The sequence below is a fragment of the Flagellimonas meishanensis genome (assembly GCF_019880545.1).
Lineage (GTDB): Bacteria > Bacteroidota > Bacteroidia > Flavobacteriales > Flavobacteriaceae > Flagellimonas > Flagellimonas meishanensis.
Genome location: NZ_JAINVW010000003.1, coordinates 593,596 through 618,748, shown reverse-complemented (window position 1 = coordinate 618,748; position 25,153 = coordinate 593,596). Strand labels below are relative to the sequence as shown.

22 protein-coding genes are annotated in these 25,153 nt (G+C 43.6%); 9 read left to right on the top strand and 13 right to left on the bottom strand.

Annotated features, from left to right (window positions below; all coding sequences use genetic code 11):
- Positions 1 to 3: 3 nt before the first annotated feature.
- A complete protein-coding gene (locus tag K7G75_RS10770; RefSeq protein WP_222984254.1) occupies positions 4 to 540 on the bottom strand; it encodes a Cif family virulence factor in 537 nt (178 codons plus the stop codon).
- A 107-nt stretch (positions 541 to 647) separates the two neighbouring features.
- Positions 648 to 1,544: a lysophospholipid acyltransferase family protein gene (locus K7G75_RS10765; protein WP_222984253.1), complete on the bottom strand. Its 897-nt coding sequence runs from the start codon at positions 1,542 to 1,544 to the stop codon at positions 648 to 650.
- A 54-nt stretch (positions 1,545 to 1,598) separates the two neighbouring features.
- On the opposite strand from K7G75_RS10765, the gene K7G75_RS10760 reads away from it, so the two are divergent.
- Positions 1,599 to 2,249, top strand: coding sequence for a rhomboid family intramembrane serine protease (locus tag K7G75_RS10760; protein WP_222984252.1), 651 nt, complete (start codon positions 1,599 to 1,601; stop codon positions 2,247 to 2,249).
- A gap of 53 nt (positions 2,250 to 2,302) precedes the next feature.
- On the opposite strand, the gene K7G75_RS10755 is transcribed toward K7G75_RS10760, so the two are convergent.
- Both K7G75_RS10755 and K7G75_RS10750 read right to left on the bottom strand, forming a co-directional pair.
- Complete coding sequence (locus K7G75_RS10755; RefSeq protein WP_222984251.1) at positions 2,303 to 3,418, bottom strand: TlpA disulfide reductase family protein; 1,116 nt, start codon at positions 3,416 to 3,418, stop codon at positions 2,303 to 2,305.
- 101 nt (positions 3,419 to 3,519) lie between these two features.
- Positions 3,520 to 4,017: a hypothetical protein gene (locus K7G75_RS10750; RefSeq protein WP_222984250.1), complete on the bottom strand. Its 498-nt coding sequence runs from the start codon at positions 4,015 to 4,017 to the stop codon at positions 3,520 to 3,522.
- 89 nt (positions 4,018 to 4,106) lie between these two features.
- Here K7G75_RS10750 and K7G75_RS10745 point away from each other — a divergent pair, with 89 nt between their 5' ends.
- Positions 4,107 to 7,022 carry an FAD-binding and (Fe-S)-binding domain-containing protein gene (locus K7G75_RS10745; RefSeq protein ID WP_222984249.1) on the top strand — a complete coding sequence of 972 codons (2,916 nt, stop codon included), beginning with the start codon at positions 4,107 to 4,109 and terminating at the stop codon, positions 7,020 to 7,022.
- Here the strand turns inward: K7G75_RS10745 and K7G75_RS10740 are convergent.
- Positions 7,011 to 7,928 (bottom strand): UDP-2,3-diacylglucosamine diphosphatase, encoded by a 918-nt coding sequence (locus K7G75_RS10740; protein WP_222984248.1) that lies wholly within the window; start codon positions 7,926 to 7,928, stop codon positions 7,011 to 7,013. The genes K7G75_RS10745 and K7G75_RS10740 overlap by 12 nt on opposite strands.
- A 193-nt stretch (positions 7,929 to 8,121) precedes the next feature.
- On the opposite strand from K7G75_RS10740, the gene aroC reads away from it, so the two are divergent.
- Genes aroC through K7G75_RS10715 form a run of 5 tightly spaced genes read left to right on the top strand, consistent with a single transcriptional unit; the run spans position 8,122 to position 13,591 of the window.
- Positions 8,122 to 9,186: a chorismate synthase gene (gene aroC, locus K7G75_RS10735; protein ID WP_222985011.1), complete on the top strand. Its 1,065-nt coding sequence runs from the start codon at positions 8,122 to 8,124 to the stop codon at positions 9,184 to 9,186.
- Between the two features lie 56 nt (positions 9,187 to 9,242).
- Positions 9,243 to 10,547 carry a dicarboxylate/amino acid:cation symporter gene (locus tag K7G75_RS10730; protein ID WP_222984247.1) on the top strand — a complete coding sequence of 435 codons (1,305 nt, stop codon included), beginning with the start codon at positions 9,243 to 9,245 and terminating at the stop codon, positions 10,545 to 10,547.
- Positions 10,548 to 10,570: 23 nt separating this feature from the next.
- Positions 10,571 to 11,602: a glutathione synthase gene (gene gshB / locus K7G75_RS10725; protein WP_222984246.1), complete on the top strand. Its 1,032-nt coding sequence runs from the start codon at positions 10,571 to 10,573 to the stop codon at positions 11,600 to 11,602.
- Positions 11,595 to 12,422 (top strand): N-formylglutamate amidohydrolase, encoded by an 828-nt coding sequence (locus tag K7G75_RS10720; protein WP_222984245.1) that lies wholly within the window; start codon positions 11,595 to 11,597, stop codon positions 12,420 to 12,422. The genes gshB and K7G75_RS10720 overlap by 8 nt, the downstream gene beginning before the upstream one ends.
- The gene (locus tag K7G75_RS10715; protein ID WP_222984244.1) at positions 12,419 to 13,591 is read left to right on the top strand and encodes a flavohemoglobin expression-modulating QEGLA motif protein; all 1,173 of its coding nucleotides are present in this window, start codon (positions 12,419 to 12,421) and stop codon (positions 13,589 to 13,591) included. Before K7G75_RS10720 ends, K7G75_RS10715 begins: the two co-directional genes overlap by 4 nt.
- Here the strand turns inward: K7G75_RS10715 and K7G75_RS10710 are convergent, their stop codons facing one another.
- From K7G75_RS10710 to K7G75_RS10700, 3 genes are all read right to left on the bottom strand, one after another.
- A complete protein-coding gene (locus K7G75_RS10710) occupies positions 13,592 to 13,999 on the bottom strand; it encodes a thiol-disulfide oxidoreductase DCC family protein (protein WP_222984243.1) in 408 nt (135 codons plus the stop codon).
- Positions 14,000 to 14,144: 145 nt separating this feature from the next.
- On the bottom strand, positions 14,145 to 15,029 hold the full coding sequence (locus K7G75_RS10705) for a hypothetical protein (protein ID WP_222984242.1): 885 nt from the start codon (positions 15,027 to 15,029) through the stop codon (positions 14,145 to 14,147).
- A 116-nt stretch (positions 15,030 to 15,145) separates the two neighbouring features.
- The gene (locus tag K7G75_RS10700) at positions 15,146 to 17,026 is read right to left on the bottom strand and encodes a tetratricopeptide repeat protein (protein WP_222984241.1); all 1,881 of its coding nucleotides are present in this window, start codon (positions 17,024 to 17,026) and stop codon (positions 15,146 to 15,148) included.
- A gap of 313 nt (positions 17,027 to 17,339) precedes the next feature.
- Here K7G75_RS10700 and K7G75_RS10695 point away from each other — a divergent pair, with 313 nt between their 5' ends.
- The gene (locus K7G75_RS10695) at positions 17,340 to 18,938 is read left to right on the top strand and encodes a thiol-activated cytolysin family protein (RefSeq protein ID WP_222984240.1); all 1,599 of its coding nucleotides are present in this window, start codon (positions 17,340 to 17,342) and stop codon (positions 18,936 to 18,938) included.
- Between the two features lie 124 nt (positions 18,939 to 19,062).
- On the opposite strand, the gene K7G75_RS10690 is transcribed toward K7G75_RS10695, so the two are convergent.
- Positions 19,063 to 21,234: an endonuclease MutS2 gene (locus K7G75_RS10690; protein WP_222985010.1), complete on the bottom strand. Its 2,172-nt coding sequence runs from the start codon at positions 21,232 to 21,234 to the stop codon at positions 19,063 to 19,065.
- Between the two features lie 118 nt (positions 21,235 to 21,352).
- Between K7G75_RS10690 and K7G75_RS10685 the strand changes: the two genes are divergently transcribed.
- Positions 21,353 to 22,018 (top strand): uracil-DNA glycosylase, encoded by a 666-nt coding sequence (locus tag K7G75_RS10685; protein ID WP_222984239.1) that lies wholly within the window; start codon positions 21,353 to 21,355, stop codon positions 22,016 to 22,018.
- A gap of 12 nt (positions 22,019 to 22,030) precedes the next feature.
- Here the strand turns inward: K7G75_RS10685 and K7G75_RS10680 are convergent, their stop codons facing one another.
- The 4 genes from K7G75_RS10680 to K7G75_RS10665 form a co-directional block, all read right to left on the bottom strand.
- A complete protein-coding gene (locus tag K7G75_RS10680; protein WP_222984238.1) occupies positions 22,031 to 22,882 on the bottom strand; it encodes a substrate-binding domain-containing protein in 852 nt (283 codons plus the stop codon).
- A complete protein-coding gene (locus K7G75_RS10675; protein WP_222984237.1) occupies positions 22,883 to 23,755 on the bottom strand; it encodes a nucleoside phosphorylase in 873 nt (290 codons plus the stop codon).
- A gap of 4 nt (positions 23,756 to 23,759) precedes the next feature.
- The gene (locus K7G75_RS10670) at positions 23,760 to 24,692 is read right to left on the bottom strand and encodes a DUF1835 domain-containing protein (protein WP_222984236.1); all 933 of its coding nucleotides are present in this window, start codon (positions 24,690 to 24,692) and stop codon (positions 23,760 to 23,762) included.
- 132 nt (positions 24,693 to 24,824) lie between these two features.
- A complete protein-coding gene (locus K7G75_RS10665) occupies positions 24,825 to 25,151 on the bottom strand; it encodes a translation initiation factor (protein WP_222984235.1) in 327 nt (108 codons plus the stop codon).
- Positions 25,152 to 25,153: the final 2 nt, after the last annotated feature.

Genomic DNA, 25,153 nt, shown 5'->3' with positions numbered 1-25,153 from the left:
TCATTACTTTAATTTATAAACAATTTCTTGCGCGTCAAACTCCTCATTGGACAGCTGGATTCGCTTATCGGAGTCCAGCCAAATTTTCCATACACCGTTTTCCTGTTTAAGCCCAACATCGAATTGACCATATCCTCTAATTACAAGCTCTTCGTCTTCAGGATTCTTTGAGCTGAAACGATAGTAGCCACTTTGATGGGCCAATTGTTCGGTTTCGTCCAAGGCCGTGGACAGGATTGCAAAGGCTATTCCTATCTGCCCCCCTCGTTCCTTGGTGCCCTCAACAAAGTTGCCAAATCGTTCCAAATAGGCTTCCCCGGTTTGAATTTGGTTTTGATCCAAGGAGACTCTTATTATGTTTTGGGAATGTATGGACTTTAATTTTTCCGAATCGGATTCATTATAGGCTTCCATAAATGGAATCCAAATATCTACTTCAATGGATTTCAAGATTTCATCGGAGACTTGGACAACTTGCCCCTTTTGGGCCGAGGTAAATCCAAAAAGCAGCAGAAATGCAGGGATTATAAAATATTTCATTTTTTGATTGTTTTAGTGTTCTTTAAAATATAAATCAATCTCTAAAATGGGTGTGATTTTAAGAAAAGAATATGACTATAATGAAAGCGGGAAAGGAATGGCAAAAATCAGGAATTTTGAAATTCCTTGGGTACTTTGTTCCTGTGCTTCCATCGTTTGTGGGTCCAAAAGTAATATTCGGGAGCTTCATAAATAGAGGCTTCCACTTCCTTTAGGAAATCCTCCGAAATCTTATAATCTTCAACTTTCTTTGGATTTTCGGACAAAGTTTTGAAGGTTGCCTGATATTGTCCACGTCCAACTTTCTCTACCTTTAAGTACACGGGAATCATGCCATGATCCTTGCAAAGTTCCTCACCCCCAACATGGATGGGTACCATAATGCCCATGAATTTTGACCAATGGCGGGCCCTATTGACCATAGGGGACTGGTCGCTAATAATGCCCACGGTTATCAATTCGTTCGCTTTTTTGGCATCCTTTAGGATTTTTCTGCTTTCATAGGTTCTTATGAGGGTTGTGCCATATTTGCTACGGATGTCACGCACCAGCTTATCAAAGTACTTGTTTTGTATCGGTTGATAAATTGCGTAGGCCTTGGATTTGATTTGGGTATTTAACGAAAAGACCCACTCCCAACTGGCGTAGTGCGGCATCATTATCATCACATGCTTGCCACTGTTTTCCCATCGCAAGAATTCTTCAACATTTGTAAATGCATACCTTTTATTCATTTGGGCATCCGATATCCCCAAGGTCTTAATCATCTCAATGAACATGTCGCAAAGATGCTTGTAGAACTTCTTTTCTATTTGTAACCTTTCCTGGGTGGACTTTTCTGGAAAGACCAGCGCCAAATTGTTCCTAACCACCTTTTTTCGATAGCCGAAAACGTGATAAAGTAACACGAACACACCATCGGAAAGTATATAGAGAATTCGGAAGGGAAGCCTGGAAATCAACCAGAGCAGGGGATAGGCAAGAACAAATACTACAAGTTGCATATACAATTCTTGTGTGCAAATATAGCTATATTTGAATCTTAACCTTACACGCCCATGTACAATTTACATATTGCCACCATTGCCATTATTGCTGCAAATGTCCTGGTTTCCTTGAGGGGTTTTAACGACTCCGTTTTTTTTGACCGTTATAAATTCAACATTGGCTCCATAAGGGCCGGCCAACGGGAGCGAACAGTAACCTCTGGATTCTTGCATGTGGATATTTCACATCTGTTTTTCAACATGTTCACGCTCTATTTTTTTGCCAATGTCGTGATCAACTGGTTTGGCCCGGGGAAATTTTTGATCATATACTTTATCAGCTTGATTGCGGGAAGCTTGTTGGCGCTTTTTTTCCATAAGGACGAACCACATTACAGCGCGGTTGGGGCGAGTGGAGCGGTCACGGGGGTGCTGTATGCGGCAATTCTCTTGTATCCTGAAATGCAATTGGGGATCATGTTCATCCCGATTCCTTTGCCGGCCTATGTGTTGGGGATTGCCTATCTGCTATATTCCATTTATGGGATGAGGAGCAGGTTGGGCAATATTGGCCATACCGCACACTTTGGCGGGGCCATTGGCGGATATGCCGTGACCCTTTTGTTCAAACCTGAGCTTTTTGTTACGGACACCTGGATTGTTATTTTGTTGGCCGTGCCCATCGCAATTTTGTTTGCCTTGGAAAAAATGGGCAAAATATAATCAAACAAAAAAGACCCATACTAGGGCCTTGAATCATTTGTTTGACAAACTTTTTAGTTGAGCAACTCCGCCACTTTTTGCTCCAAGGCGGGTCCTCTAAGATCTTTTGCCACGATAACCCCGTTTTCATCCAATAAAAATGCGGCGGGTATGGCATTGATGTTGTACAATTGGGCAATGGGATCATTAAAGCGCATCAGATTGGAAATATGGTTCCATACCAGCCCATCATCCTCAATGGCTTTTTTCCAAGTCTCGGCCTTGGTATCCAAGGAAACCCCGACCACGTTAAAGCCTTTGTCATGATACTTGTGGTATATGGAAACAATATTGGGGTTTTCGGCACGACAGGGCCTGCACCATGCGGCCCAAAAGTCAATCAACGTAAGCTTGCTTTTCTTTTTCACGTCGCTCAATGCCAATAAATCTCCATCGGGAGTAGGGGCCGAAAATTCCGGTGCAATGGCACCTACCTCGGTAGCTTCGGTTTTGTCCAGTTGTTCCTTTAACCTTTTTCCAGGTTCCGTTGCCTTCATCTCTGGGGTCAAATTCTCATACATCTGCTTGATCTCATCGGCAGGGACGGTTTTGGTATTCATCAAACTGCCAATGACCAATACCGAAATCAAGGCATTGGGATTTTGCTTTACATAGTCAATATTATAGTTATTGACCTCTTCTTGAAATTCAATATATTCTTCCCTTAAAGAGGTGACCGTGGCGGTATCCCTTCTTTGTGCAGCTATTCGCATATCATTCTGCATGGAGGCTGCCCTTTCCGATAATTTCCTAGACCCTTCCAAAAAATCCATGAAAAGTTCGTTCTGCTCAGTGCCCTTGAGTTTTGCATAGTTCATGCTGTCTTTTTGGAACGAGATTTCGATGTCGCCATTTTCCAGCACAAAAGGGACATTTCCCCTGTTGTCATCAATAAAGATATAGTGGACCTTGGGTTCCGTTTGCATGCCTTGAAAGGCGAAGGTGCCATTTTCAATGGCGCTGGAATCTATATCTACCAGTTGATTGAGGGAGTCAGTGGTCTTTAGATAGACCTTGGTTCCGTTTTCCAAATCTCCAACCACCTTGGCGTTCAAGGTATATCCATCAGGTTTGGACCCACAGGACCCCAAAACAAGTATGCCCATAATGGGTATCAATATTCGTTTCATTCTGTTGTTTTAAAAGTGCTAAGGTATTCATTACTTATGGCATAAAAAAGCCCCTGACCTTTTGAAAAAAAGCCAAGGGCAATAAATTATGTTGAATTTTCCTAGAATTGGTACCGTATACCGAGGGCAATGTCAAAATCAAAATCATTGTCGAACCCATCGTACCCAACAAGTCCAATTTCCGGTCTGAAATCCAGTGACAGTAGCAATGGGATGTCAAAATTGTACTCTATCCCGATGTCGCCGGCCGCAAATATGAAAACCCCATCATCGTCATCGTCAAAACCGGGTGCGGGATCAAAATCAACGCTTCCAAGTCCACCACCAACGCCATAGTACCAGTTGAAATTTCCATCCAATTGGTGTACCCATTGGTAGAGCCCCGTCAGCTTAAAGGCATCAAAGTTTCGGCTGTCCCTCCAACCTAGGTCAAATTCAGCCCTGTTTCGCTGGCCAATGGACTTTTGGTAGGAGATCTCGGCCCCAAAACCGTCGCTATCACCCAAGCGGAGCCCAAGTGCATGCTCGGAAATGCTCTGCGCACTTACTGCAATTGTTCCAAATAAAAAAAGTACGGAAAATAATGTGGTAATCTTCATGTGTTTCTCTTTTAAGTTTAAAATTAGAGATAGTTTTGTGTTAGATTTACGTTTAAAACGCTGTTTTAGTTTCCAAAAATTGTTCCAAATTGAATAAATCATTGTTAAAACCTCTTGCAGAAGCAATGCAAGGGGAGTTGTTGACAGACAATCTCAGCAGGACGCTCTATGCCACTGACGCCTCCGTGTACAGAAAAGTTCCATTGGCAGTGGCCTACCCCAAGGATAAAGGGGATATCAAATGCTTGGTCCGCTTTGCGGAACAACATGGGATAGGGCTAATTCCTAGAACAGCTGGAACCTCTTTGGCAGGACAATGTGTCGGAGATGGCATTGTGGTGGATGTATCCAGACATTTCACTGAAATACTTCATTTTGATAAGGAAAAAAAACAGATATGCGTGCAGCCCGGAGTGGTGCGTGATGAACTGAACCAGTACCTGCAACCTTTCGGACTGTTCTTCGGACCGAACACATCCACATCCAATCGCTGTATGATCGGCGGAATGGTGGGCAATAACTCGTCGGGGACCACTTCCATTCAATATGGCGTAACAAGGGACAAGGTAGTTTCCTTGCGCTGTGTTTTATCCGATGGCAGCGAAGCTTTGTTCTCGGAAGTGGACCAAGACACATTTGAACGTAAGAAAAACGAAAACACCCTGGAAGGTGCCATTTATGCCAAGCTATCGGCAGAGCTTTCCAATCCGGAGATTCAAAAAAGTATAAAAAAGGAATTCCCCAAAGCAAGCATACACCGCAGGAACACGGGCTATGCGGTAGATGAACTGTTGAAGGGCAATCTTTTTGGTGGGTCCCAACGAAAAATAAACCTATGTAAATTACTTGCTGGCAGCGAAGGAACACTTGCCCTAACCACAGAAATAACACTGCAACTGGACGACCTACCACCGCCCCTGTCCGCCATGGTTGCCACACATTACAGAAGCCTGGAAGATTGTCTGAGCGATGTGGCCCCTGTGATGCGGCACAACCTGCACACGTGTGAGATGATGGACAAGGTGATTCTGGATTGTACAAAAAACAACCGTGCCCAGTTGGAGAATCGTTTTTTTGTGGAAGGCGATCCGGCCGGGATATTGATGTTGGAAGTTCGGGGAGAGACGGAACAAGAGCTACAACAACAATTGGATGCACTGCTCGGGACCATTCAGGGAACTGGATTCAGCTATGCCAGTCCCGTGTTGCGAGGAGATGACATCAACAAGGCCTTGGAACTGCGCAAAGCCGGCTTGGGCCTTTTGGGTAACATGGTGGGCGACCGCAAGGCAGTGGCCTGCATAGAAGACACCGCAGTGGCCTTGGAAGATTTAAAGGACTTTATCGGGGAATTTACCCAGATCATGAAAAGATACGGGCAGGATGCCGTTTATTATGCCCATGCCGGAGCTGGGGAACTGCATTTGCGACCCATTTTGAACCTCAAAAAGTCGGAAGATGTGGTCCTGTTCCGTTCCATAACCACGGAAGTGGCCCATTTGACCAAAAAATATAAGGGGAGCTTCAGTGGGGAGCACGGTGATGGGATCGTTAGGGCAGAATTTATTCCTTTGATGATAGGGGAGTCCAACTATCAACTGTTGAAACGGATCAAAACGCTTTTTGACCCAAAGAACATATTCAATCCAGGAAAGATTGTTGATGCTTTTCCCATGGACGAGTCCCTCCGCTATGAAGTGAACAGGGAGGAACCCACGATAAGCACACTGATGGATTTCTCCGACAGTGAAGGGATTTTGAAGGCGGCCGAAAAATGCAATGGAAGCGGGGATTGCAGAAAAAGTCATACCGTGAAAGGTGGCATGTGTCCAAGCTATCATGCCACCAAAAACGAAAAGGACACCACAAGGGCAAGGGCAAATGCCCTCCGCGAGTTCTTGACCCATTCCGAAAAAACCAATCGGTTCGATCAAGAAGAGCTCAAGAATGTTTTCGACCTTTGCCTGAGTTGCAAGGCGTGTGCAAGCGAATGCCCCAGCAATGTCGACATTGCCACACTCAAGGCCGAGTTTCTTTATCAATATCAAGAATCGAATGGGTATAGCTTGCGGAGTAAATTGTTTGCCCACAACACCAAGTTGAATGCACTTGGGAGCAAAATGGCCTGGTTCACCAATGGCATTTATGGATCAAAAATCCTTAGCGGACTTTTGAAAAGATTTTCCGGTGTTTCGATGGAGCGAAGTTTCCCCAGTGTCCACAACTTTAATTTTAAAGCGTATTTGGACCAGTTCCGTTCCATGAACCCAAATCCGACCAAGGGCAAGTTGGTTCTTTACCTGGATGAGTTCACCAAATATCTCGATATTGAAGTGGGAAAGGATGCCATAGCGCTGTTATGCGGATTGGGCTACGATTTGGAGCTTTTTTATGCAGAAAGCGGAAGGACCTATTTATCCAAAGGTTATTTAAAGCAAGCCAAGAAATTGGTGGATGAAAATCTGAAAAAGCTAAAGCCCGTTTTGGAAAAAGATATTCCCATAGTGGGATTGGAACCTTCGGCAATACTCTCTTTTAGGGATGAATACCAACGGCTTCATACCGACACAGCGCTTTTGGAGCGTTTGGCTAAACAGTCTTTTTTAATAGAGGAGTTTTTGGCAACCGAAATAGCTGCAGGACGAATCACATCGAAACAGTTCACTGAGGATGAACGCCAGGTGAAAATCCATAATCACTGCCATCAAAAGGCATTAAGCAACCAAAAAGTCACTTTTGACATGCTCAATCTGCCAAAGAACTATCAAGTTACCGTCATACCATCAGGATGCTGCGGAATGGCGGGGTCCTTCGGGTATGAGAAAGAGCATTATGACATAAGCATGAAGGTGGGTGGCCTCAAATTGTTCCCATCTGTATCGAAGTCTGACAAGAACACCTTGATTGCTGCCAATGGGACCAGTTGCAGGCACCAGATTAAGGATGGTACCGGAAGGCTGGCAGAACATCCGGTGTCAATCCTACGAAAGGCACTAATCGTCTAGTGTTTTTTCGTTTTCACTCCTTATTTTTGGAACCTCTCCCAAGTCTTCAGAAATAATGTTTGAAAAATCGGTGGGCAGTTCCTCATTGCCATTGGTTATGGAGGCTATGAGCTCGTTCATGTTCATTTCCTTCAAATCCTCATCCGCAAAGAAAGGGGATAGGCGATCGTGGCTATAGTGGTAAATTCGCCAGCGTTTTAAGGAATATTCCAAAGCGGTCAAATTTTCCACCCAATCGCCCGAATTAAGATAGAGGCAACGACCATTCTTATTTTCGTAATACTCCTTTTTTGGTTGATGGATGTGGCCGCACACCACATAATCATAATGATTCTCTATGGCCAGGTCGGCCGCGGTTTTCTCAAAGTTGTGAATGTATTTTACGGCACTTTTCACACTGTTCTTAATGCGTTTGGACAGTGAGTATTTTTCCTTGCCCATTTTAGCCAGACACCAGTTCACAAAGCTGTTGGTCAAAATGAGGAGATTATAGCCATGTCCACCCAGTTTGGACAGCCATTTGGCATTTTGTATCGATATATCGAACACATCGCCATGAAAAATCCATGCCTTTTTTCCGTCAAGTTCAAGAACAAGTTTGTTTACAATTTTGATGTTGCCCATGGATGTGTCACTGAACTTGCGGAGCATTTCATCATGGTTGCCAGTAATATAGTATACCTCCGTTCCGTTGGATGCCATACCAATGATTTTTTTAAGCACCTTTAAGTGCGAAGCAGGAAAATAGCGTTTGCTGAATTGCCAAATGTCAATAATATCGCCGTTCAAGATCAGCTTTTTTGGTTGTATGCTGTTCAAATAGGCAATGAGTTCATCCGCATGGCTGCCATAGGTGCCAAGATGAACATCGGAGACGACGGCTATTTCTATCTTCCTTTTTTTCAATGGTATACGGTTTGAATGCAAAATAAACTGGTCGGAATAAACTGAATATCAAATTCAAATCAATTATTCATGAGCTAATGGTTAAATAAACATGAACTTCAAATGGAATATGTTACAAAATCATTAAGTGCAGGTGTGGTTTTATAATAAGCCCCAGAACATCTACCTTTGAATGAATTTAATTGGACAGAAGATGGCAGGAAATACCTTCGGACAACTTTTTAGGCTGGTTTCTTTTGGGGAATCCCACGGAAAGGCCATTGGCGGCATCGTGGATGGCTGTCCCGCTGGGGTCGCATTGGATTTGGAAGCGATACAGCGTGAATTGGAGCGGAGAAAACCGGGGCAATCCAAGATTGTGACCCAACGTAAGGAACCTGACACTGTTGAAATCTATTCCGGGGTATTTGAAGGTAAGACCACTGGCACGCCAATAGGTTTTGTAATCCACAACACCAACCAAAAATCCAATGATTATTCCCATATAAAGGATTCCTACCGGCCTTCGCATGCGGACTATGTGTACGACAAAAAATACGGCTTTCGCGATTATCGTGGTGGCGGCAGGAGTTCTGCCCGGGAAACCGCAAGTCGCGTGGTGGCAGGGGCCATAGCCAAGCAGTTCTTGAAGGATGTTAAAATAAATGCCTATGTGTCCCAAGTAGGGACACTTAAATTGGAAAAAAATTACAATGAGTTGGATTTTTCACAGATTGAATCCAATGCCGTTCGCTGTCCAGATGCCCAAATGGCACAAAAGATGGAGGAATATATCAAGGCCATTAAAAAAGAAGGGGATACCATTGGTGGTGTTATCAGCTGTGTCATCCAAAATGTGCCCGTAGGCCTCGGGGAACCTGTTTTTGATAAACTTCATGCCATATTGGGTCAGGCCATGCTCTCCATCAATGCTGTCAAGGGGTTTCAATATGGCAGTGGATTTGAGGGCGTTGCCATGAAAGGAAGCGAGCACAACGATGCCTTTAATACCGATGGTAGCACAAAAACCAATCACAGTGGTGGTGTTCAGGGCGGCATCACCAACGGTATGGACATCTATTTCAATGTAGCCTTTAAGCCTGTGGCCACGGTGCTGCAGTCCTATGAGACCATAGACAAAGAGGGAAAAAAGGTGACCGCCCAGGGCAAGGGCAGGCATGACCCCTGTGTGGTGCCTAGGGCCATACCCATTGTGGAGGCCATGGCGGCACTGGTCCTTGCGGATTACACCCTGCTGGCCCGTTCCAATAAAATCTAAAGTGGGTTAGGACGTTTCCTATCAAAAAGGTATCTTACTACCATCAAAACAGTTCTATGAAGAAATTGGAATTACACTGGCGCATCCTTATTGGCATGGCGCTGGGGGTTGTTTTTGCTCTTTTTATGGTGCAGTTCTCCTGGGGACCCAAAATCGTGGCAGATTGGATCAAGCCTTTCGGCAACATTTTCATCAATTCCTTAAAGTTGATTGCCGTGCCATTGATATTGGCATCCCTAATTAAAGGAGTATCGGACCTAAAGGACATTTCCAAACTATCCAAAATGGGGGGGCGCACCATCGGTATTTACATCATTACCACTGTTATTGCGGTTACCATAGGACTGTTGGTAGTAAACATAGTAAAACCCGGCAATTCCATTTCCGAGGAGACAAGGAACGAATTGGTTGAGAATTACCGAGGAGATGCGGATTCCGTTAAGTCCAAAGCGGATAAACAACGGGAAGCCGGGCCGTTACAGGCTTTGGAGGACCTGGTTCCCAGCAACATTTTTAATGCGGCCAGCGATAATGGCAATATGCTCCAAGTTATCTTTTTTGCCATTTTTTTCGGAATAGGGCTGATTCTTATTCCCGCGGAACAGGCAAAGCCGGTGAAGAAATTTTTTGATGGCTTCAACGAGGTAATTCTAAAACTTATAGACATCATCATGCTCGCCGCTCCCTACGGGGTATTTGCTCTTTTGGCCGCTTTGGTGGTAGAATCACCAAGCTTGGACCTGTTCAAAGCTCTGGCATGGTATGCATTTTGTGTCGTTTTTGGCCTTGTGCTAATGTTATCGGTATACTTGCTCATTGTTTGGATATTTACCAAAAAGACCCCTTCGTTCTTTATGAGGGGAATGTCTCCGGCCCAGTTGTTGGCATTCTCCACAAGTTCCAGCGCCGCAACCTTGCCCGTAACCATGGAAAGGGTGGAGGAGCATTTGGGGGTAGAGGAAGAAGTTACCAGTTTTGTGCTGCCAATTGGGGCAACCATCAACATGGATGGCACCAGTCTTTACCAGGCTGTTGCCGCTGTGTTCATTGCACAGGCATTTGGCATGGACCTAAGCCTTTCGGCCCAGTTGGGCATTATAGTCACCGCCACATTGGCCTCTATTGGAAGTGCCGCCGTTCCCGGAGCCGGAATGGTAATGCTGGTGATCGTTTTGGCACAAGCGGGCATACCTGAGGCGGGATTGGCTTTGATTTTTGCTGTGGACCGACCGCTGGATATGTGTCGAACCGTGGTGAATGTTTCCGGGGATGCCACAGTTTCCATGATCGTGGCCAAGTCCGTCGGGAAATTGGGAGAGCCCAAAGTGAGAAATTGGGACGATAACTACGACAAAAACTAGACAACAAGAAAAACGAAAGCGTTATGAACATTTGTTTTTTAATGTATCCTTGGGATGAAATAGATCCAGAAAACGATACCAGTTTAGCATTGATCCATGAATGTGTTAGGCGGGACCATGGCGTTGCCCTCTGTTCTCCGGCCAACCTGACCATTAGAAACAGTGTCACGAACGCATTTTGCACAGTAATAAACAGGATGGACAAGGTGCCCGGTAGCTTAAAAACCTTTTATAGACAAGCCAGCATTCGTGAAGAGATGCTTCCTCTTGCCGGCTTTGATGTCATTTTTATGCGGGCCAATCCTCCCTTGGATCCCCTTATGTTGAATTTTTTGGACTCGGTCAAGGATGATGTGTTCATAATTAACTCCCTTCAAGGCCTTCGCGAGGCCAACAATAAGCTGTATACTGCCGCATTTGGTGACAGCCATAGCAATATTATTCCGGTGACCCATGTGTCCAAGAACAAAAAATATTTGGTGCAGCAGATCAAGGAATCCAAAGCGGACAAGATGATATTGAAACCCTTGAACGGTTATGGCGGTTCTGGGGTCATCCTTATTGAGAAATCTGCGATGAGCAATATCAAATCCCTTCTTGATTTTTATGTAACTAACTCAGATGGAACATCTAACTACGTGATACTTCAAGAATACATTGAGGGGGCGGACCAGGGCGATGTACGCATACTTTTGCTTAATGGAGAGCCCATTGGCGCCATGCGAAGGGTACCGGGCAGTGATGATCATAGGTCCAACGTTTCCGCAGGGGGATCTGTGGCCAAGCACACCTTGACCAAGGAAGAAAAAGCACTTTGCAAGCAGATAGGCCCCAAATTGGTCAAGGACGGTCTCTATTTCGTGGGAATCGATGTTATTGGCGGAAAGTTGGTGGAGGTCAATGTTATGTCTCCAGGCGGAATCACCTACATGAACAAAGTCTACAAGACTAAGGTACAATGCCAGGTTATTGATTTTATCGAAAGTAAGGTGTTGGACAAGCTCAAGGCCTTTGATAGAAGATCTAGATTACGAAGCGAAGTAGAAAATGCGTAAACTTCCCATTGCAGAGATTATTCGCTTAATAGAAGCGGAAAATTGTTTTGAGGCCGTTGCGGAAGATTATTCCCTATCCATAAAAATAGATGCCTATGTACCCTTCGTTTGTGGCGCAGTGCACGACGGGCATCAATTCCGGAAGTCTTTGTGGGACAATTGCCTTCATTCCCAATATGAGCGCTGGTACGAAGAGGATCCCTGCACCAAGGAAATGGTGCAGTCCCATCCCATTGTTATCGCAGGAAGGGACAGTAGGTTTGAATATGACCTGAACAGGCCACCGGAAACTGCCATTTTTGATACGGCATGGGGCAAAAAGTTATGGCGCGCACCACTTGGTACTGAGGAAAAAGAGCTCAGCCTGCAAAAACACGCCAATTTTTTCAAGGTTACACATGCCTTGATCCAAAAATTGGAATCCCTTCATGCCAAAGTGATTGTTTTTGATATGCACAGTTACAACTGGAAACGCTGGGATAGGGAAGTTCCCGTCTGGAACCTGGGGACAACCAATGTGGACAATGACCGTTTTGGGGCCTTGATCGAACAATGGAGGTCCAAACTGGCGACAATACGGCTACCGAATGGTATAAAGTCAACTTCCAAAATCAATGACACCTTTTTTGGGAACGGATATTTTTTAAAATACATTACCCAGAATTTCAAGAATACGTTAGTTTTGGCGACGGAAATCTCAAAGATCTATTGCGACGAACACACCGGTGTAGTGTTCCCGGAAGTGGTTCGCTCCGTGGAAGAACAACTAAAGGTGTTGATTCCTCAAATGGTATTGGAGTTTGAAAAATCAAAAGCATGATCGGGGAAAAGGAAATACAAGCGCTAAAGCGGGAGAACGAAAGCCTTTTTGAAATTGATGCCAATCTTGATCGATTGGTCAAGCGGATTGAACTGCTCAATTACGTGAACCCCCAGAATATTGAAAAGGAAAAGCATCGGTTCTTCGCATCCAAATACAGTTGTGAGCCGGAGTTCAAATATCCCAGGGTCAAATTCAATGCATTCAAACTTCAGCGTTTGTTTTTTGCCCAGCGTTTGGAAAGGATTGAGGATGAGGTGATACGGAAGATGTACAAGGAGGTGATCAACTACTATTCCAATATGATCCAATGTATAGAGACTATTGGCAAGGGCAAGCGTTTCTATTATAATTCCCTCAGCGTTTATGGCACCCCTACCGAAAAAGACGTCCAAAACGCCAGGTTCATCCTTCATTTTGAGGACGAGCCTCCTTCTATGGATTTGGAAAAAGTGTTTTCCCCGTTGGAGGCCAGGGCCTATTTTGAAGATTTTGCCAAACAATATGAATTCCCCTTGGAAGTGCGTTTTTCAACCCACATGGCCGCCGATGCCATGGTGAAGAACAGTACACAGACACTGATCATTAAAAAGAATGCCAAATTCAGTAAAAACCAATTGCTGACCTTGGCCCATCATGAGATTGGGGTACATTTGGTCACCACGTTCAACGGATTGGCACAGCCCCTGAAGATTTTTTCCAATGGATTGCCCAACAATGTGGAAACCCAGGAAGGTTTGGCAGTTTTTAGCGAGTATATGGGTGGCGCATTGACCTTGAAACGACTTAAGGAACTGGCCTACCGTGTGTTGGCGGCCGACAGTTTGATCAAAGGCTATACGTTTTCAGATACATTCGACCTGATACATGGACATTACAAGCTCAATAGGGACGAAGCTTTCTCGATTACGCTTAGGGCACACAGGGGTGGAGGATTCACTAAGGACCGCCTGTATCTTAGTGGGTTGAGAAAAATATACCGACGTTATAAAAGGGAGGAACCCATGGACCTTTTGTTTTCTGGGAAAGTGGCACTTGAGCAGCTGGAAGCCATAAAAAAACTGCGTTCTTTGGGATTGGCGCAGCCGATTGCCTACAGAAGCTCATCGTTTGACAGGAAGATGAACACCAACATGACCTTGGATTTTATCCTGAACAATTTAAAATAATCACCCCAAAAACTTGGCCTGTAGCTCAGGTGTTGGAATCATACACTGGTCTTTTTTGCCAAACCACTTGTATCGGTTTCGCGCCACCAAATCATAAATGGCATCCCGTAAAGTTTTTGGAATCCAAGTAAGGAGGACCAACCCTTTCCACAGGCCCCCAAAATCCTGCCCAATCTGTAGGGCCGCATCCGATTTGGTAAAGTAGGCCACCCCAGGTTCAATTAGTATTATAGAATCTACATTGGAGGTATCGATACCGCGCTCCGCTACCATTTGTTTACCCACCTCACTTTGCAGGGCCGCATAACGGAACACATCTTTTTTATCCCTTTTGATGATAAATTGAACTGCACCGTTGCACAAATTGCAAATGCCGTCGAATAGGATAATTTTCTTGCTTTCCTCCATACCATGGGTCCCTAATAAACGGGAATCTCATTATTTCTCTACAAAGATACTGCGCTTTGGATTGAAAGCCTAGTGGGCAAAGTTTGTTTGGTTTGAAAAGATTGAAAACAACGAACAAAAGCCAACCTTTTATGGATAATTTGGTTTAGGGCAAACTGAACACCAAATATGTTCTGGACCATTCCGTTGATTGGCCGGGCTCAAGACGTATTTTGTGAAAAAGCTCAGGACTTACCACATGTTCCCAACCCCAAAGATTTATCTTGTTGGTCTTGAAGTTTCCCGTTTCCCGAATTCCAATACCACTTTTCAGGTTTAGCAACTCCCATTCGGCATCCACAGATTCCCCTCCGGTAAGGTTGCTGAAAAAGAAAGGCTCCTTGTTTTCACCTTTAAATCTAAATTCCCTGTTTCCAAGGACCACCTTGTCCTCAGGGTTGACCATTTCGTCAAACAATGTAGGCTTAAGTTGAAATGGAAATTTGAGAAGGTAGTTGGGACCAATCAAATCCTTGTTGATGGCCATAAAATTATGATTATACTCATCAGTGGCGAGGACTTTCTCCCCGGTATTTTCCAGATAATGGTCGATGGAAAAGCCATCGGCCAGTAGATTAATCTCCTTTTTAAGAAAATAGGCATACCCATTTTCTGCCGGAGGCAGACAACTGATGATTACCTTATTCGGTTCAACCTTAACTTCAAACGCTGCCGGTCTTATCTCATACCTTTTGTTGAAGATATATTCGTTTCCGTCCTTTTTTAAAAGCCCAATCCCAATTTTATGGAACCACCCGCCAATAGAAGCATCCTCGAAACCCAAAGCGGTGTCAATCCCAAATTCATTATAAAAGCCTTTTCCAAAAAAACGGTCGTCGACCCCCACATTTTTCTCGGAAATTGATAACGGAACATCCTGAAACTTGAGTGTAGTAATTTTTCCAGTCCAGTCGAACCGTGAAAATTGATAATTTTCTAGTGGGTCGTCAATGTGAACCTCCAGACTATTATTTTTTAGAATATGCGCCATGATGCTGGTAACGATGATAAATTGGACTTATAAAACGAATTTCGCCAAATCAATTTTAAAATCATCGGGTATGGTTGCTCAGCTACAAAGATTTATCAACAGTTTGGCCACCCTTTTTACAGTGTATTCAAAAAGGAGTTCAAATCAGTTTCCTTATCCAATCCGAACTTCTTTTTTAAACGGTATTTTGATTTCAAAATGCTATCGGGCAATACGTTCATGGTGGCTGCAATCTCTTTGGTGGTGAGATTCATCCTTAGAAAAGCGGCTAATCGGATTTCTTTTTCTGAAATATCGGCATAAATCGTTTTGAGTTTTTGGTCAAAATCGTTGTGCACTTCTGAAAAGTAGGTTTTAAAGGTTTCCCAGTCCTTGTCGGAGGCCTTTTCCTTTTTAAGCAGCATCACAATGCGTCGAAACTCTACTTTAAATTTTTCTGGGGAATTTTTAAGGCTTTCCAGATTTTCCTTGAGTTCTTGGATGAAGGTGTTCTTTTGAACCAAGTGTAAAGTCTGGCTGGCCAGTTCCTTTTTCTTATGCTCGATTTCCTGCCTGAAGATTTCCTCCTGTTTTTCTCGGGCTATTTTGTTCTTTTTGATGCGTTGTCGGTACCCAAAAACAGATAAGCCAAATAAGGCTAGGGCAGAGGCCATACCTCCGGCATAAAGCCCCTTTGTAAGCTTATCCACCTTGGCCTTTTCGTTCAGTGTTTTGATTTCTTCTTGCTGCAGCGCGATTTCAGCTTCTTTTTTTTCCGTCTCGTAGATGGTTCGCAATTCTTCGATTTGTTTTGACTTTGTGGCATCAAAAATTGAATCCGTCGTTGATTTGTAGTTTTTGAAATCTGTAAGGGCCATTTTGTAGTTCCCCATGTTTTCATAAGAGTTGGACCTGTAGAAAAAGCCATTTTTTAGATTTTCCCTCGCTTGGATGCTATCGGCCAAAGCAATGGATTTGTTTAAATATGTAATGGCCAACTCAGGTTTGTTTTGTGCATTGTAAACGTTGCCGATGTCATTAAGAACTTCAGCAGTTTTATTTCTATTGTTGGTATTTTCTAAAATGGAAAGGCTCTTTTCCAAATATGAGATTGCGGTTTGGAACTGCTCTAGCTCGGCATGGGTCTTACCTAAATTATTGAATGCTGTTGCCTGAAGAATTACAATCCCCATTTCTGTTGATATATCAAGGCTTTGCCCTAGTATTTCAATCGCTTTTTCATACTCTTCCAGATAATAATAGGTGTTACCAATATCGTTGAGCGCCTGGGCCTCAAAATACCTGTCATTTTCATTCCGATATATTTGTAGGGCTTGAAAGTTGTAGTCAATAGATTCTTCAAAATTATGAAGGTAAAATTCAATTGCCGCCAAATGATTGAGGGCATCTGCCTTTCTGATTTCCTCATCGATTTTTTCTAAAATGTTTAAAGCCTTCAAAGTTTCTTTCAAGGCAATGTTATGGTTTCCCATATACATATTAATTGATCCAATAAAATCGTATGTCATCGCAAGTCCGGACGAATCATTTACTTCTTCCGAGTATAATTTTATATTTTTATCCAGTAAGCCCAATGCCTTACTATAGTTGCCTTCAGAGTATTCTAATATGGCCAAACCGTGATTAACTCCTGTAAGTCCATCTAAATCCATTAACTGATTGTATTTCTTGGAAGCATTTTGATAGTAAATTCTTGAAGAGTCTATATTATCCAAATTGCTATGATAGACGCCCAAGTTGTAAAGACCACTAGCAACACCTTTTTCAAAACCAATTTTTCTTGATAATGCAAGCTGCTCCTGAGCAAATTTTTTAGCAACCTCTGGATCGCTGTAGAGATAAGCATTGAATAAAGCTTTTATAGTTTGGACCTTCAGGGTATCTTCTTTCTGTTTCTTGTAAGCTGAAGTGAGGCTATCAATTTTATCTTGATTTTGTCCATAAAGACTAGTGGACAATACAATGGTGAGGAATAGGAAACCATTTAAGTATTTCATAATCTTGAGGTTGATGGGTTTATCCGAAGATAACAATAAAGCATATTGAATAACGGCTCATAAAATCATGTTTTTCGAATTGTCCATGAAAAGTCCATGTTTCTTTAAGTGCTAAATTCATTATAATTCGTCTTTAAAACATTAAATATCAATGTTTTAGAATGATTATAATTTGACTTCAAAAGTTTCACTGTCCATATCTGTTTCAGGCTAAGTCCATAGGTACTGTCCATACTTTGTCCATGCCGAATATTAGGTTTGGCTCACTTTCTCGTTTAGGTTTGGCATGTTGAATCCTTAAAACCAGACAATTATGAAAACAATCACACACAACCTCAGAAATTGGTCTTCAATGGCCATGATTTTTACCCTTTGCCTTGCTGTTTCTTGTAGCAAGGATGAAAGCCCCGAACCTCCTATAGAGAATGGGGATAATAATGGCGGAAACAATGGTGGGAATAATGGGGGAGGCACCAATGATGATCTTGAGGCAATAAATAGTACTATAGCCAACCTTAACTACAACGCTGATGAGCTACTGAATGTGAAAGACACAGGGGGTGCAGCTTCGGAGCGTACACTTAATAACGACAATACTATCAACACCGGGCCGACCCAGGGTAGATTGTTTGAATGTCGGACCCAAGAATATTCTTTGGATTCCAACTTTGACGACGTAGCTATATTGAGGCCCACGAATGGGGTGGTGTTCCCTGGAGCCTTGGTCGTAGGTAATCAGGGAATGCTAGATGGCGCACCAGACCCGTTGACTTTGGGAAGAGCACCCGTGACGCTCCGTCTTGACCTGCCTGGTATTGGGAGTCAAGGCAACATTACTGTGGATAATCCCACCAATTCATTGGTGCAATCGGGTATTGATGATGCCCTGGAGTGGTGGAACGCGAATGCCTATCAGGAAGGCTACGTTAATGCATCCAACTCCTCATACCAAGCTTCCACCTCATACAGTTCCAAACAATTCAGTTTGGATGTAGGATTGAATGTGGAGTGGGCCACAGGTTCGCTTGCCTCTCAATTTGATTATGAGAGCACTACGGAAAAACGTTACGCAGGATTGGTGTTCAAGCAAGTTTTTTACACCGTCACCATGGACACCCCAAGCTCGCCAGGAAGTGTTTTTGGACCAGATGTGACGAATTCGCAAGTCCAAAATGCCATAGGTTCCGACACTCCTCCAGCCTACGTAAGTTCAGTATCGTATGGTAGAATTATAATGGTAAGAATGGAAACCACCAATACCGACACTTCCATTAGTTTGGATGCTGTTTTGGAATACGCCGGCGGTGTTAGTGGAGTGGGAACCGTTAATTCCACCTATGACGAAATCCTAAAGACGTCAAGTGTAACCGTCGTTACCATTGGTGGGAATGCGGAAGCCGCTTCAGAAGCCATCAATCTTGCCGATATCGATTCCGGATTCGGTTCTTTAAATAGTGTGATTACTGGAGAAAATGCCGTTTATAGTAGAGATAATCCCGGTGTTCCGATTGCCTACACCATTAGGTATCTAAAAGATAACACCTTGGCCAAAATGGGATACACTACCGACTATCAAATTGAAAGTTGCCAAACCTTCAACTACGACCACGAAAGTGTAGATGTGGACAACAACTCCATATTTGATGTACGCTATCGATTTGTATACAAGACGGCTGGTACGAACAATACTGTTATTGGCGGATATAATACGGTCAATAACGGTCAACGTTCCATTAAGAGCCCGCCGGATGGTTCGCACGATGTGGAGGTAGAGTTCCAATTCCAAGATGCCTTTGTATGGCGAGCCTTGGGTGACCCGATTTCCTATAACTATATCAGTAGTCAAAAGTGTTTTGAAGTGACTAATAATTTTATCCTTCAAATTTTCCTTACGCCAATTAGCTGTAACTAATATAGTGTCGACAGTCGGCCGCTCAGGTTGGGTTCAACAACTTGATGCCGGCTGTTATTTTTATTCCCCCGGAGGCGGGAATCTTTTTTGTGGATTCCGCATCAAGTGCGGAATGACACGGAATTTATTTTTTAGCTTCCACAAGTTCCAACTGATCCACACTCACATTGGTGGTAAACATGCCATAGTTCACAACGGCTTTTCCCTTTTCCAAAGTGTCAATACTGCCAACGGCCTTGCCATCTTGAAGGCGCACCCGATCTCCCACCTTAAAAATAGGCCTCGGCATGTTCTTTTCCTGTTGGATGACTTTCTTTTTTTCAATTTTTTTCTCTTCCCTAACCTGTACTATTTTCTTCTCCAGTTCTTGGGATACTTGTTTCTTTTGCTCCCGCTCGGCCTTTACTTGCTTTGCGGTCGTTTTCTTCCGTTTACTGTTCTCGGTCTCCACAATTCGCAGCAATTCGGAGATCAAAGGCCTTTTTTTATTATCGAGAAAGTATTGTTCCGCGGCTGTGTTTAGTTTATTGCCCAGTTGGATCATTCGCTGGTTATGATCATAAAGCTCCTGATAGTTTTCCAGCTTGTTCTTTATTTTGGCATTTAGCTTTTCCAAACGTTCGGCTTCTTCCCGGGCTTTGATTTCTTTTTCTTGTAGCCGGGAACCGGTTTGGACCATTTTGTTCCGTTCTTTTTGCAGTTTGGCGATAGTGGCATCAAAGCGGACCTTGCCCCGTTCAATTTTCTTCTTTGCCTTATTGATCAGGGAATAGGGGATTCCATTTTTCTGGGCCACTTCAAAGGTAAAGGAGCTTCCCGCTTCGCCCAACACCAGTTGAAAAGTGGGCTCCAAGGTTTTTGAATTGAATCGCATGTTGGCATTGGTGGCGTGGGGCAGTTCATCGGCCAAGGCCTTGAGATTGGCGTAGTGCGTGGTGATAACGCCAAAGGCTTCCCGTTCATAGAATACTTCCAAGAATGCCTCTGCCAGAGCACCGCCCAGTTCGGGATCGGAACCGGTTCCAAATTCATCGATCAAAAACAAGGTCCTGTCATCACATTTCTTCAAGAAGGCATTCATGTTTTTGAGCCTATAGCTATAGGTGCTCAAATGGTTTTCAATGGATTGGTTGTCGCCAATATCCGTTAAAATGGTATGGAACAAACAAACGGAACTACGTTCGTGCACCGGTATCAAAAGGCCACTCTGCAACATCACTTGTAAAAGACCTATGGTCTTTAGGGTGATGCTTTTTCCACCAGCATTGGGTCCCGAAATAACAATAATCCGATTTTCAGGATGCAGTTCAATGGTTTGGGGCCATGTTTTTTCCCTTTTGGATTTGTTCGACAGATAGAGCAGGGGATGGAAGGCATCTTTAAGCACCAGCTTTTTTTTAGTGTTGATTTCGGGCAAGATGGCATTCATTTCAGAGGCATACTTGGCCTTGGCCGCCGTGATGTCGATGTGCGTCAAATAGTCCTGATAGCCTGCCAATAAGGTTGCTTGGGGACGAATAAAGTCTGTCAACGCTTTTAGGATACGCTGTATTTCCTCTTTTTCATCATATTCCAGGTTGTTCAGGTCCCGGGTATGGTTCAAGGTGGATTCCGGCACTATATAAACTATGCTACCGGTCTTGGAAGATCCCATCACCGTTCCCTTCACTTTTCTGCGATGCATGGCCTTCACCGCCAAAACCCGTCTATTTTCTACAACCGACTCCCGAATCTCGTCCAAAAAGTCGGATGCTTGATATCGCTGCAAAGCGGCATTGAAGCTTTGGTTGATCTTGCCGCGCACCTCGTTGATTTGCCTCCGGATATGTTTTAAATCCGTCGAAGCATCATCACGTACCTCAGCAAACTTGTCAATTATAAGCCCTATTTCTTCGGAAATGGATTTGTTCTCCTCCCAGTTCTCCGAAAATTCAAAAAGCCGGGGATAGTATTCCTTGAATTTTTTCAGGAATTTCTTGTGAACCGATACTGTATTGCAGATGGTGGCTATTCTTCGAAATCCACTTACCTCCAACGTGGTATTTTCAACCTTCAAAAGCCGTAGTTCCGCATTGATGGTGTCAAATCCGTGATTGGGAATGCGATTTTCATTGGTAAAGGAAGCCAGATATTCAGAGGTCTGTTCCAATAGCTGAAGGAGATGTCCCTTTTCCGAAATAGGTTCAATTTTGAATGCGCCTTCCTTGCCCAATTCGGTGTTGCAGCGTGCGGCCACTTGTTGTAATACCGTGGGAAACTCTAAATCTTCCAGCGTTTTTGGATGTATGGCGTGCATTCTTTGATAAAAGCTGGACAAAGATAGGACTTTGACCGGAAAAGAATTTTTGTCTTTTGTATGTTTACCATCGATTATTGTTGACATAAGTTCGCCATTAAAGAAAGTACATTAACAAATGGATGTGAATATTGAGCCTAGTTGGAAAGCACATTTAAAACAAGAGTTTGAGCAGCCTTATTTTCAGGAATTGGCCCAGTTTGTGAAACGGGAATATACCCAATACACCTGTTACCCGAAGGGCAAGGATATTTTTGCGGCTTTTGACCATTGCCCTTTCCAGGAAACCAAGGTGGTCATTATTGGACAGGACCCTTACCACGGCCCAAATCAGGCGAATGGGCTGTGTTTTTCGGTGAAGGATGGCATTCCGCATCCGCCATCCCTGGTCAATATTTTTAAGGAAATTAAAGTGGATGTGGAAAAACCTTATCCAAAGAGTGGCAATTTGGAACGCTGGGCAGACCAAGGAGTACTTTTGTTGAATGCCACATTGACCGTTCGTGCCCATCAAGCGGGAAGCCATCAAAATAAAGGATGGGAGCATTTTACCGATGCCGTTATCAAAACCGTTTCCAGCGAGCTTGAAGGGGTTGTTTTCTTGCTTTGGGGCGGATTTGCCAAAAAGAAGGCCACTTTAATTGACAAACGCAGGCATCATATCCTTACTTCGGGACATCCATCACCCTTGAGTGCGAATCGGGGACTTTGGTTTGGCAACAAGCATTTCAGCAAAACCAACCAATTGCTTTCACAGATGGGCAAACAGGCTGTTGTGTGGTGAGAGCATCATAAATCACCAGTGGTAAAGAAATATCTCAGGCTTTTTTATGCCATCCACAAGTTGAAGGCTTTGCAGACGCTCCTGAACTTCGTTCAACGTGTCTTTGGAAAGTTGTTGTTGTCCCCAGGTTGTTGTTCCCAACCATTCTTGGATGTCCTCCAATTTTTGTCCGTACCGATTGGCCAAGGTCCTGTCGATACTGGGAATCTGTTTGAACTCAAAGGTATAGGTATTGATGGTTTGCAAGATAGGTTTCAACAGGTTTTGATGCTCGGACAAGAATTTGTCGGTTGCGGCTATCACGAAACAGGGCCAAGGGGTGGGACAGTCCCCCAATCTTTTAAAAACACCTTTGTCCACCCAAGGCTTTGTGGTATAGTGTTCCCACATAAAATATGCATTGGACCCCTTGCTTAACCGCGTTATGGCCCCTTCCAGATTGTGCACTATTTCAAAATGCAGTCTTGTGGTGTCCCAATCTCTATTCTGCGCATGTACCACGGCCATAAGATGGCTGCCACTTCCCATGCGACTGATCGCAACCGGGTCAGGCTCCAATTCCGTAACACTCTCTCTTTTGCTTTCTGCTGCAACATGGATTCCCCAAAGCAGGGGGGAAGCAACATATTGCTGGACAATTTTGCTCGGATTGCCCTGTGAAATACTTTTTATGATTCCCTCCGTGAGAATGATGGCCAGATCAGTTTGGTCCTCTTGCAACATTTGGACCATTTTACCCGTGCCCTCGGGCACATCACTCCATTGAAGTTCGATGCCGCGGTCTTCAAAGGCTCCTTCCTCCATGGCCAAATGCCAGGGAAGGTTGAAGTGTTCGGGTACTCCGATTATCCTCACCGTTTTCATTCAGGAAGTAAGCTTTTCGAGGGTAAATTGTATCAGGTTGTCGATGGTCTTGAAACCTTGTTTTGAAAATTCCCCTGTGGCTCTATTGGCAAGAATGGCGTTCAGCGAAACGGCCCTGTGTCCATGCATTTTGGCCAGGCCATACATGCCCGCCGTTTCCATTTCATGGTTGGTAATCTCAAGATTTTCATGCCGAAATGATGCCAGAGTGGTATTGAAATCAGTGATTCTTGGGGCCAGTCTCAGTGTTCTTCCCTGCGGACCATAAAACCCTGAATTCGTTATTGTTATGCCATATCGTATACGATTTGATGTAAAATGGGAAACCAAACTTTCGTCCGAATCCACTGCATACGGCTTTATATCATAAGATTCCCAGCGCAAATGACTGTGCAGGCTTTCCTCAAGGTGTTTATTTCTTACGTGTCCACTGTCATAGAAGTGCATCAGACCATCCATGCCAATGGCAGATTTGCTTAAAAGAAATGAATCCACTGGTATGTCAGGTTGTATAGCGCCCGATGTACCAACCCGTATAATACTCAGTTGTATTTTTTCTTTTTTTTCCGCCCTTGTTTCAAAATCTATGTTGACCAAGGCATCCATTTCATTAAAAACGATGTCGATATTGTCCGTTCCAATGCCGGTGGAAATTACAGTAATCCTTTTTCCCTTAAAATATCCAGTATGTGTAATGAATTCCCGCTTGCCCTTCTTGATTTCGATGGAATCAAAGTATTGACTTACTTGGCTTACCCTGCCTTGGTCTCCAACGGTGATGACGGTAGTAGCAATGTCCTCAGGCTTAAGATTAAGATGATAAATACTCCCATCCGGATTAAGGATTAATTCAGAATTACCGAATTGCGCCATCAATTTAGAGTTTTAGAATGCGGCCAGTATCTGAATTATATAAAAAGTTATACTTTAAAGAACCTCCCAAATATAATTGATTGTCACGTATTTGGGAATAGTAATTTGTTTGATTTTTGAGTACTTCCCTGCCTTTTTTGGTAAGCTTTACAGGATTGAAGGAGTTGAAAAGCGGCTTTAGTGAGGTGATGATGCGCTCGTACTGGGTATCTCCAAATCCATAATACCCTTGGTTTCCTACCAACTGCCCGAGCAATTCCTTTTTGGAGCTTGGTTTTTGTAACTCTACGGTTTCCAAGACTCGATTCTCCAATTCATTGAGTCCATTTTTAATGGTGGGAAAACGTCTCAAATGGGTCTTTAAGGCATCCGACAGATATTCAAATGAAAAATCGGTGTTCGAAATGATGTTTTCCAGCCTTATGGGATTGTCACTACAGTACAGTTGCCACACATAATCCGCGAACTCGATATCATCTTGGCTCAACAAGGTACGTTTTTCGTATAGTTTCAACAATTTCTCATCACTGAGCTCATTGAGGCCGTACAGGGTATCGCCCCCTTCTTCATTTCCACTGCAGATTAGCGATATTTCAGCGTGTCTCCTATGCGTTTTTAACCAACTCAGCACGGCCAACATATTGATTTGACAAAATAGGTCATATTCAAACCAAAGCACAATCTGGTCTTGTTGTTTATGATTGCAAAGCGACCGATATTCCTTTAGGGTTTTTTCAACAAACCAGGATTTGGAAATTTTATAGTTCTTGTTCAAGAACTCAAATCGGGTTTTCCAAAATGATTCACTTCCCACTGCACAAAGGGTCTTGCCTTCACAGAGCATTTCCCGCCACGTAATGATATCTCCTTTTATTTTAAGTGATTGCAGCCTGGAAGTGAAAGCGTCCCCGTTGGTTATATGCAACAGTGATTTCATTTTCAGTTAGGATTATGTTGGTTAGAAGTATTAAAAGTAAGATTTATATAAAGAACAGAAAAATTTTTTCCTAAAACATTGATTTTCAACATCCAAATTTAACACTCAGAAAGCATGAAATGGAACCGATTCCTAACCTCCGACCCGCTTCACGGAGAAGCCTTGGCCTTTAAGGAAGTCCATTATTTTATCACGATAATCCCCTTGGATCAAGATGACATCTTTCTTAAAACTACCCCCAACCCCCAGGTGTGTTTGAAGGTCCTTGGTCAATTTTTTGAAGTCGCTATCTGCTCCCGTGTAACCCTCCAATAGCGTTACCGGTTTCCCTTTTCGTTTTTCGTATTTGCAGATTATCGGTGCATCCTGCATCCAGTAATCTGGCTTTGCGGTTTCCTGCTCTTGTTCTTTCGGCACATGGTCTGGAAATAGATTTCTCAGTTGGTCTTGTAAATCCATTC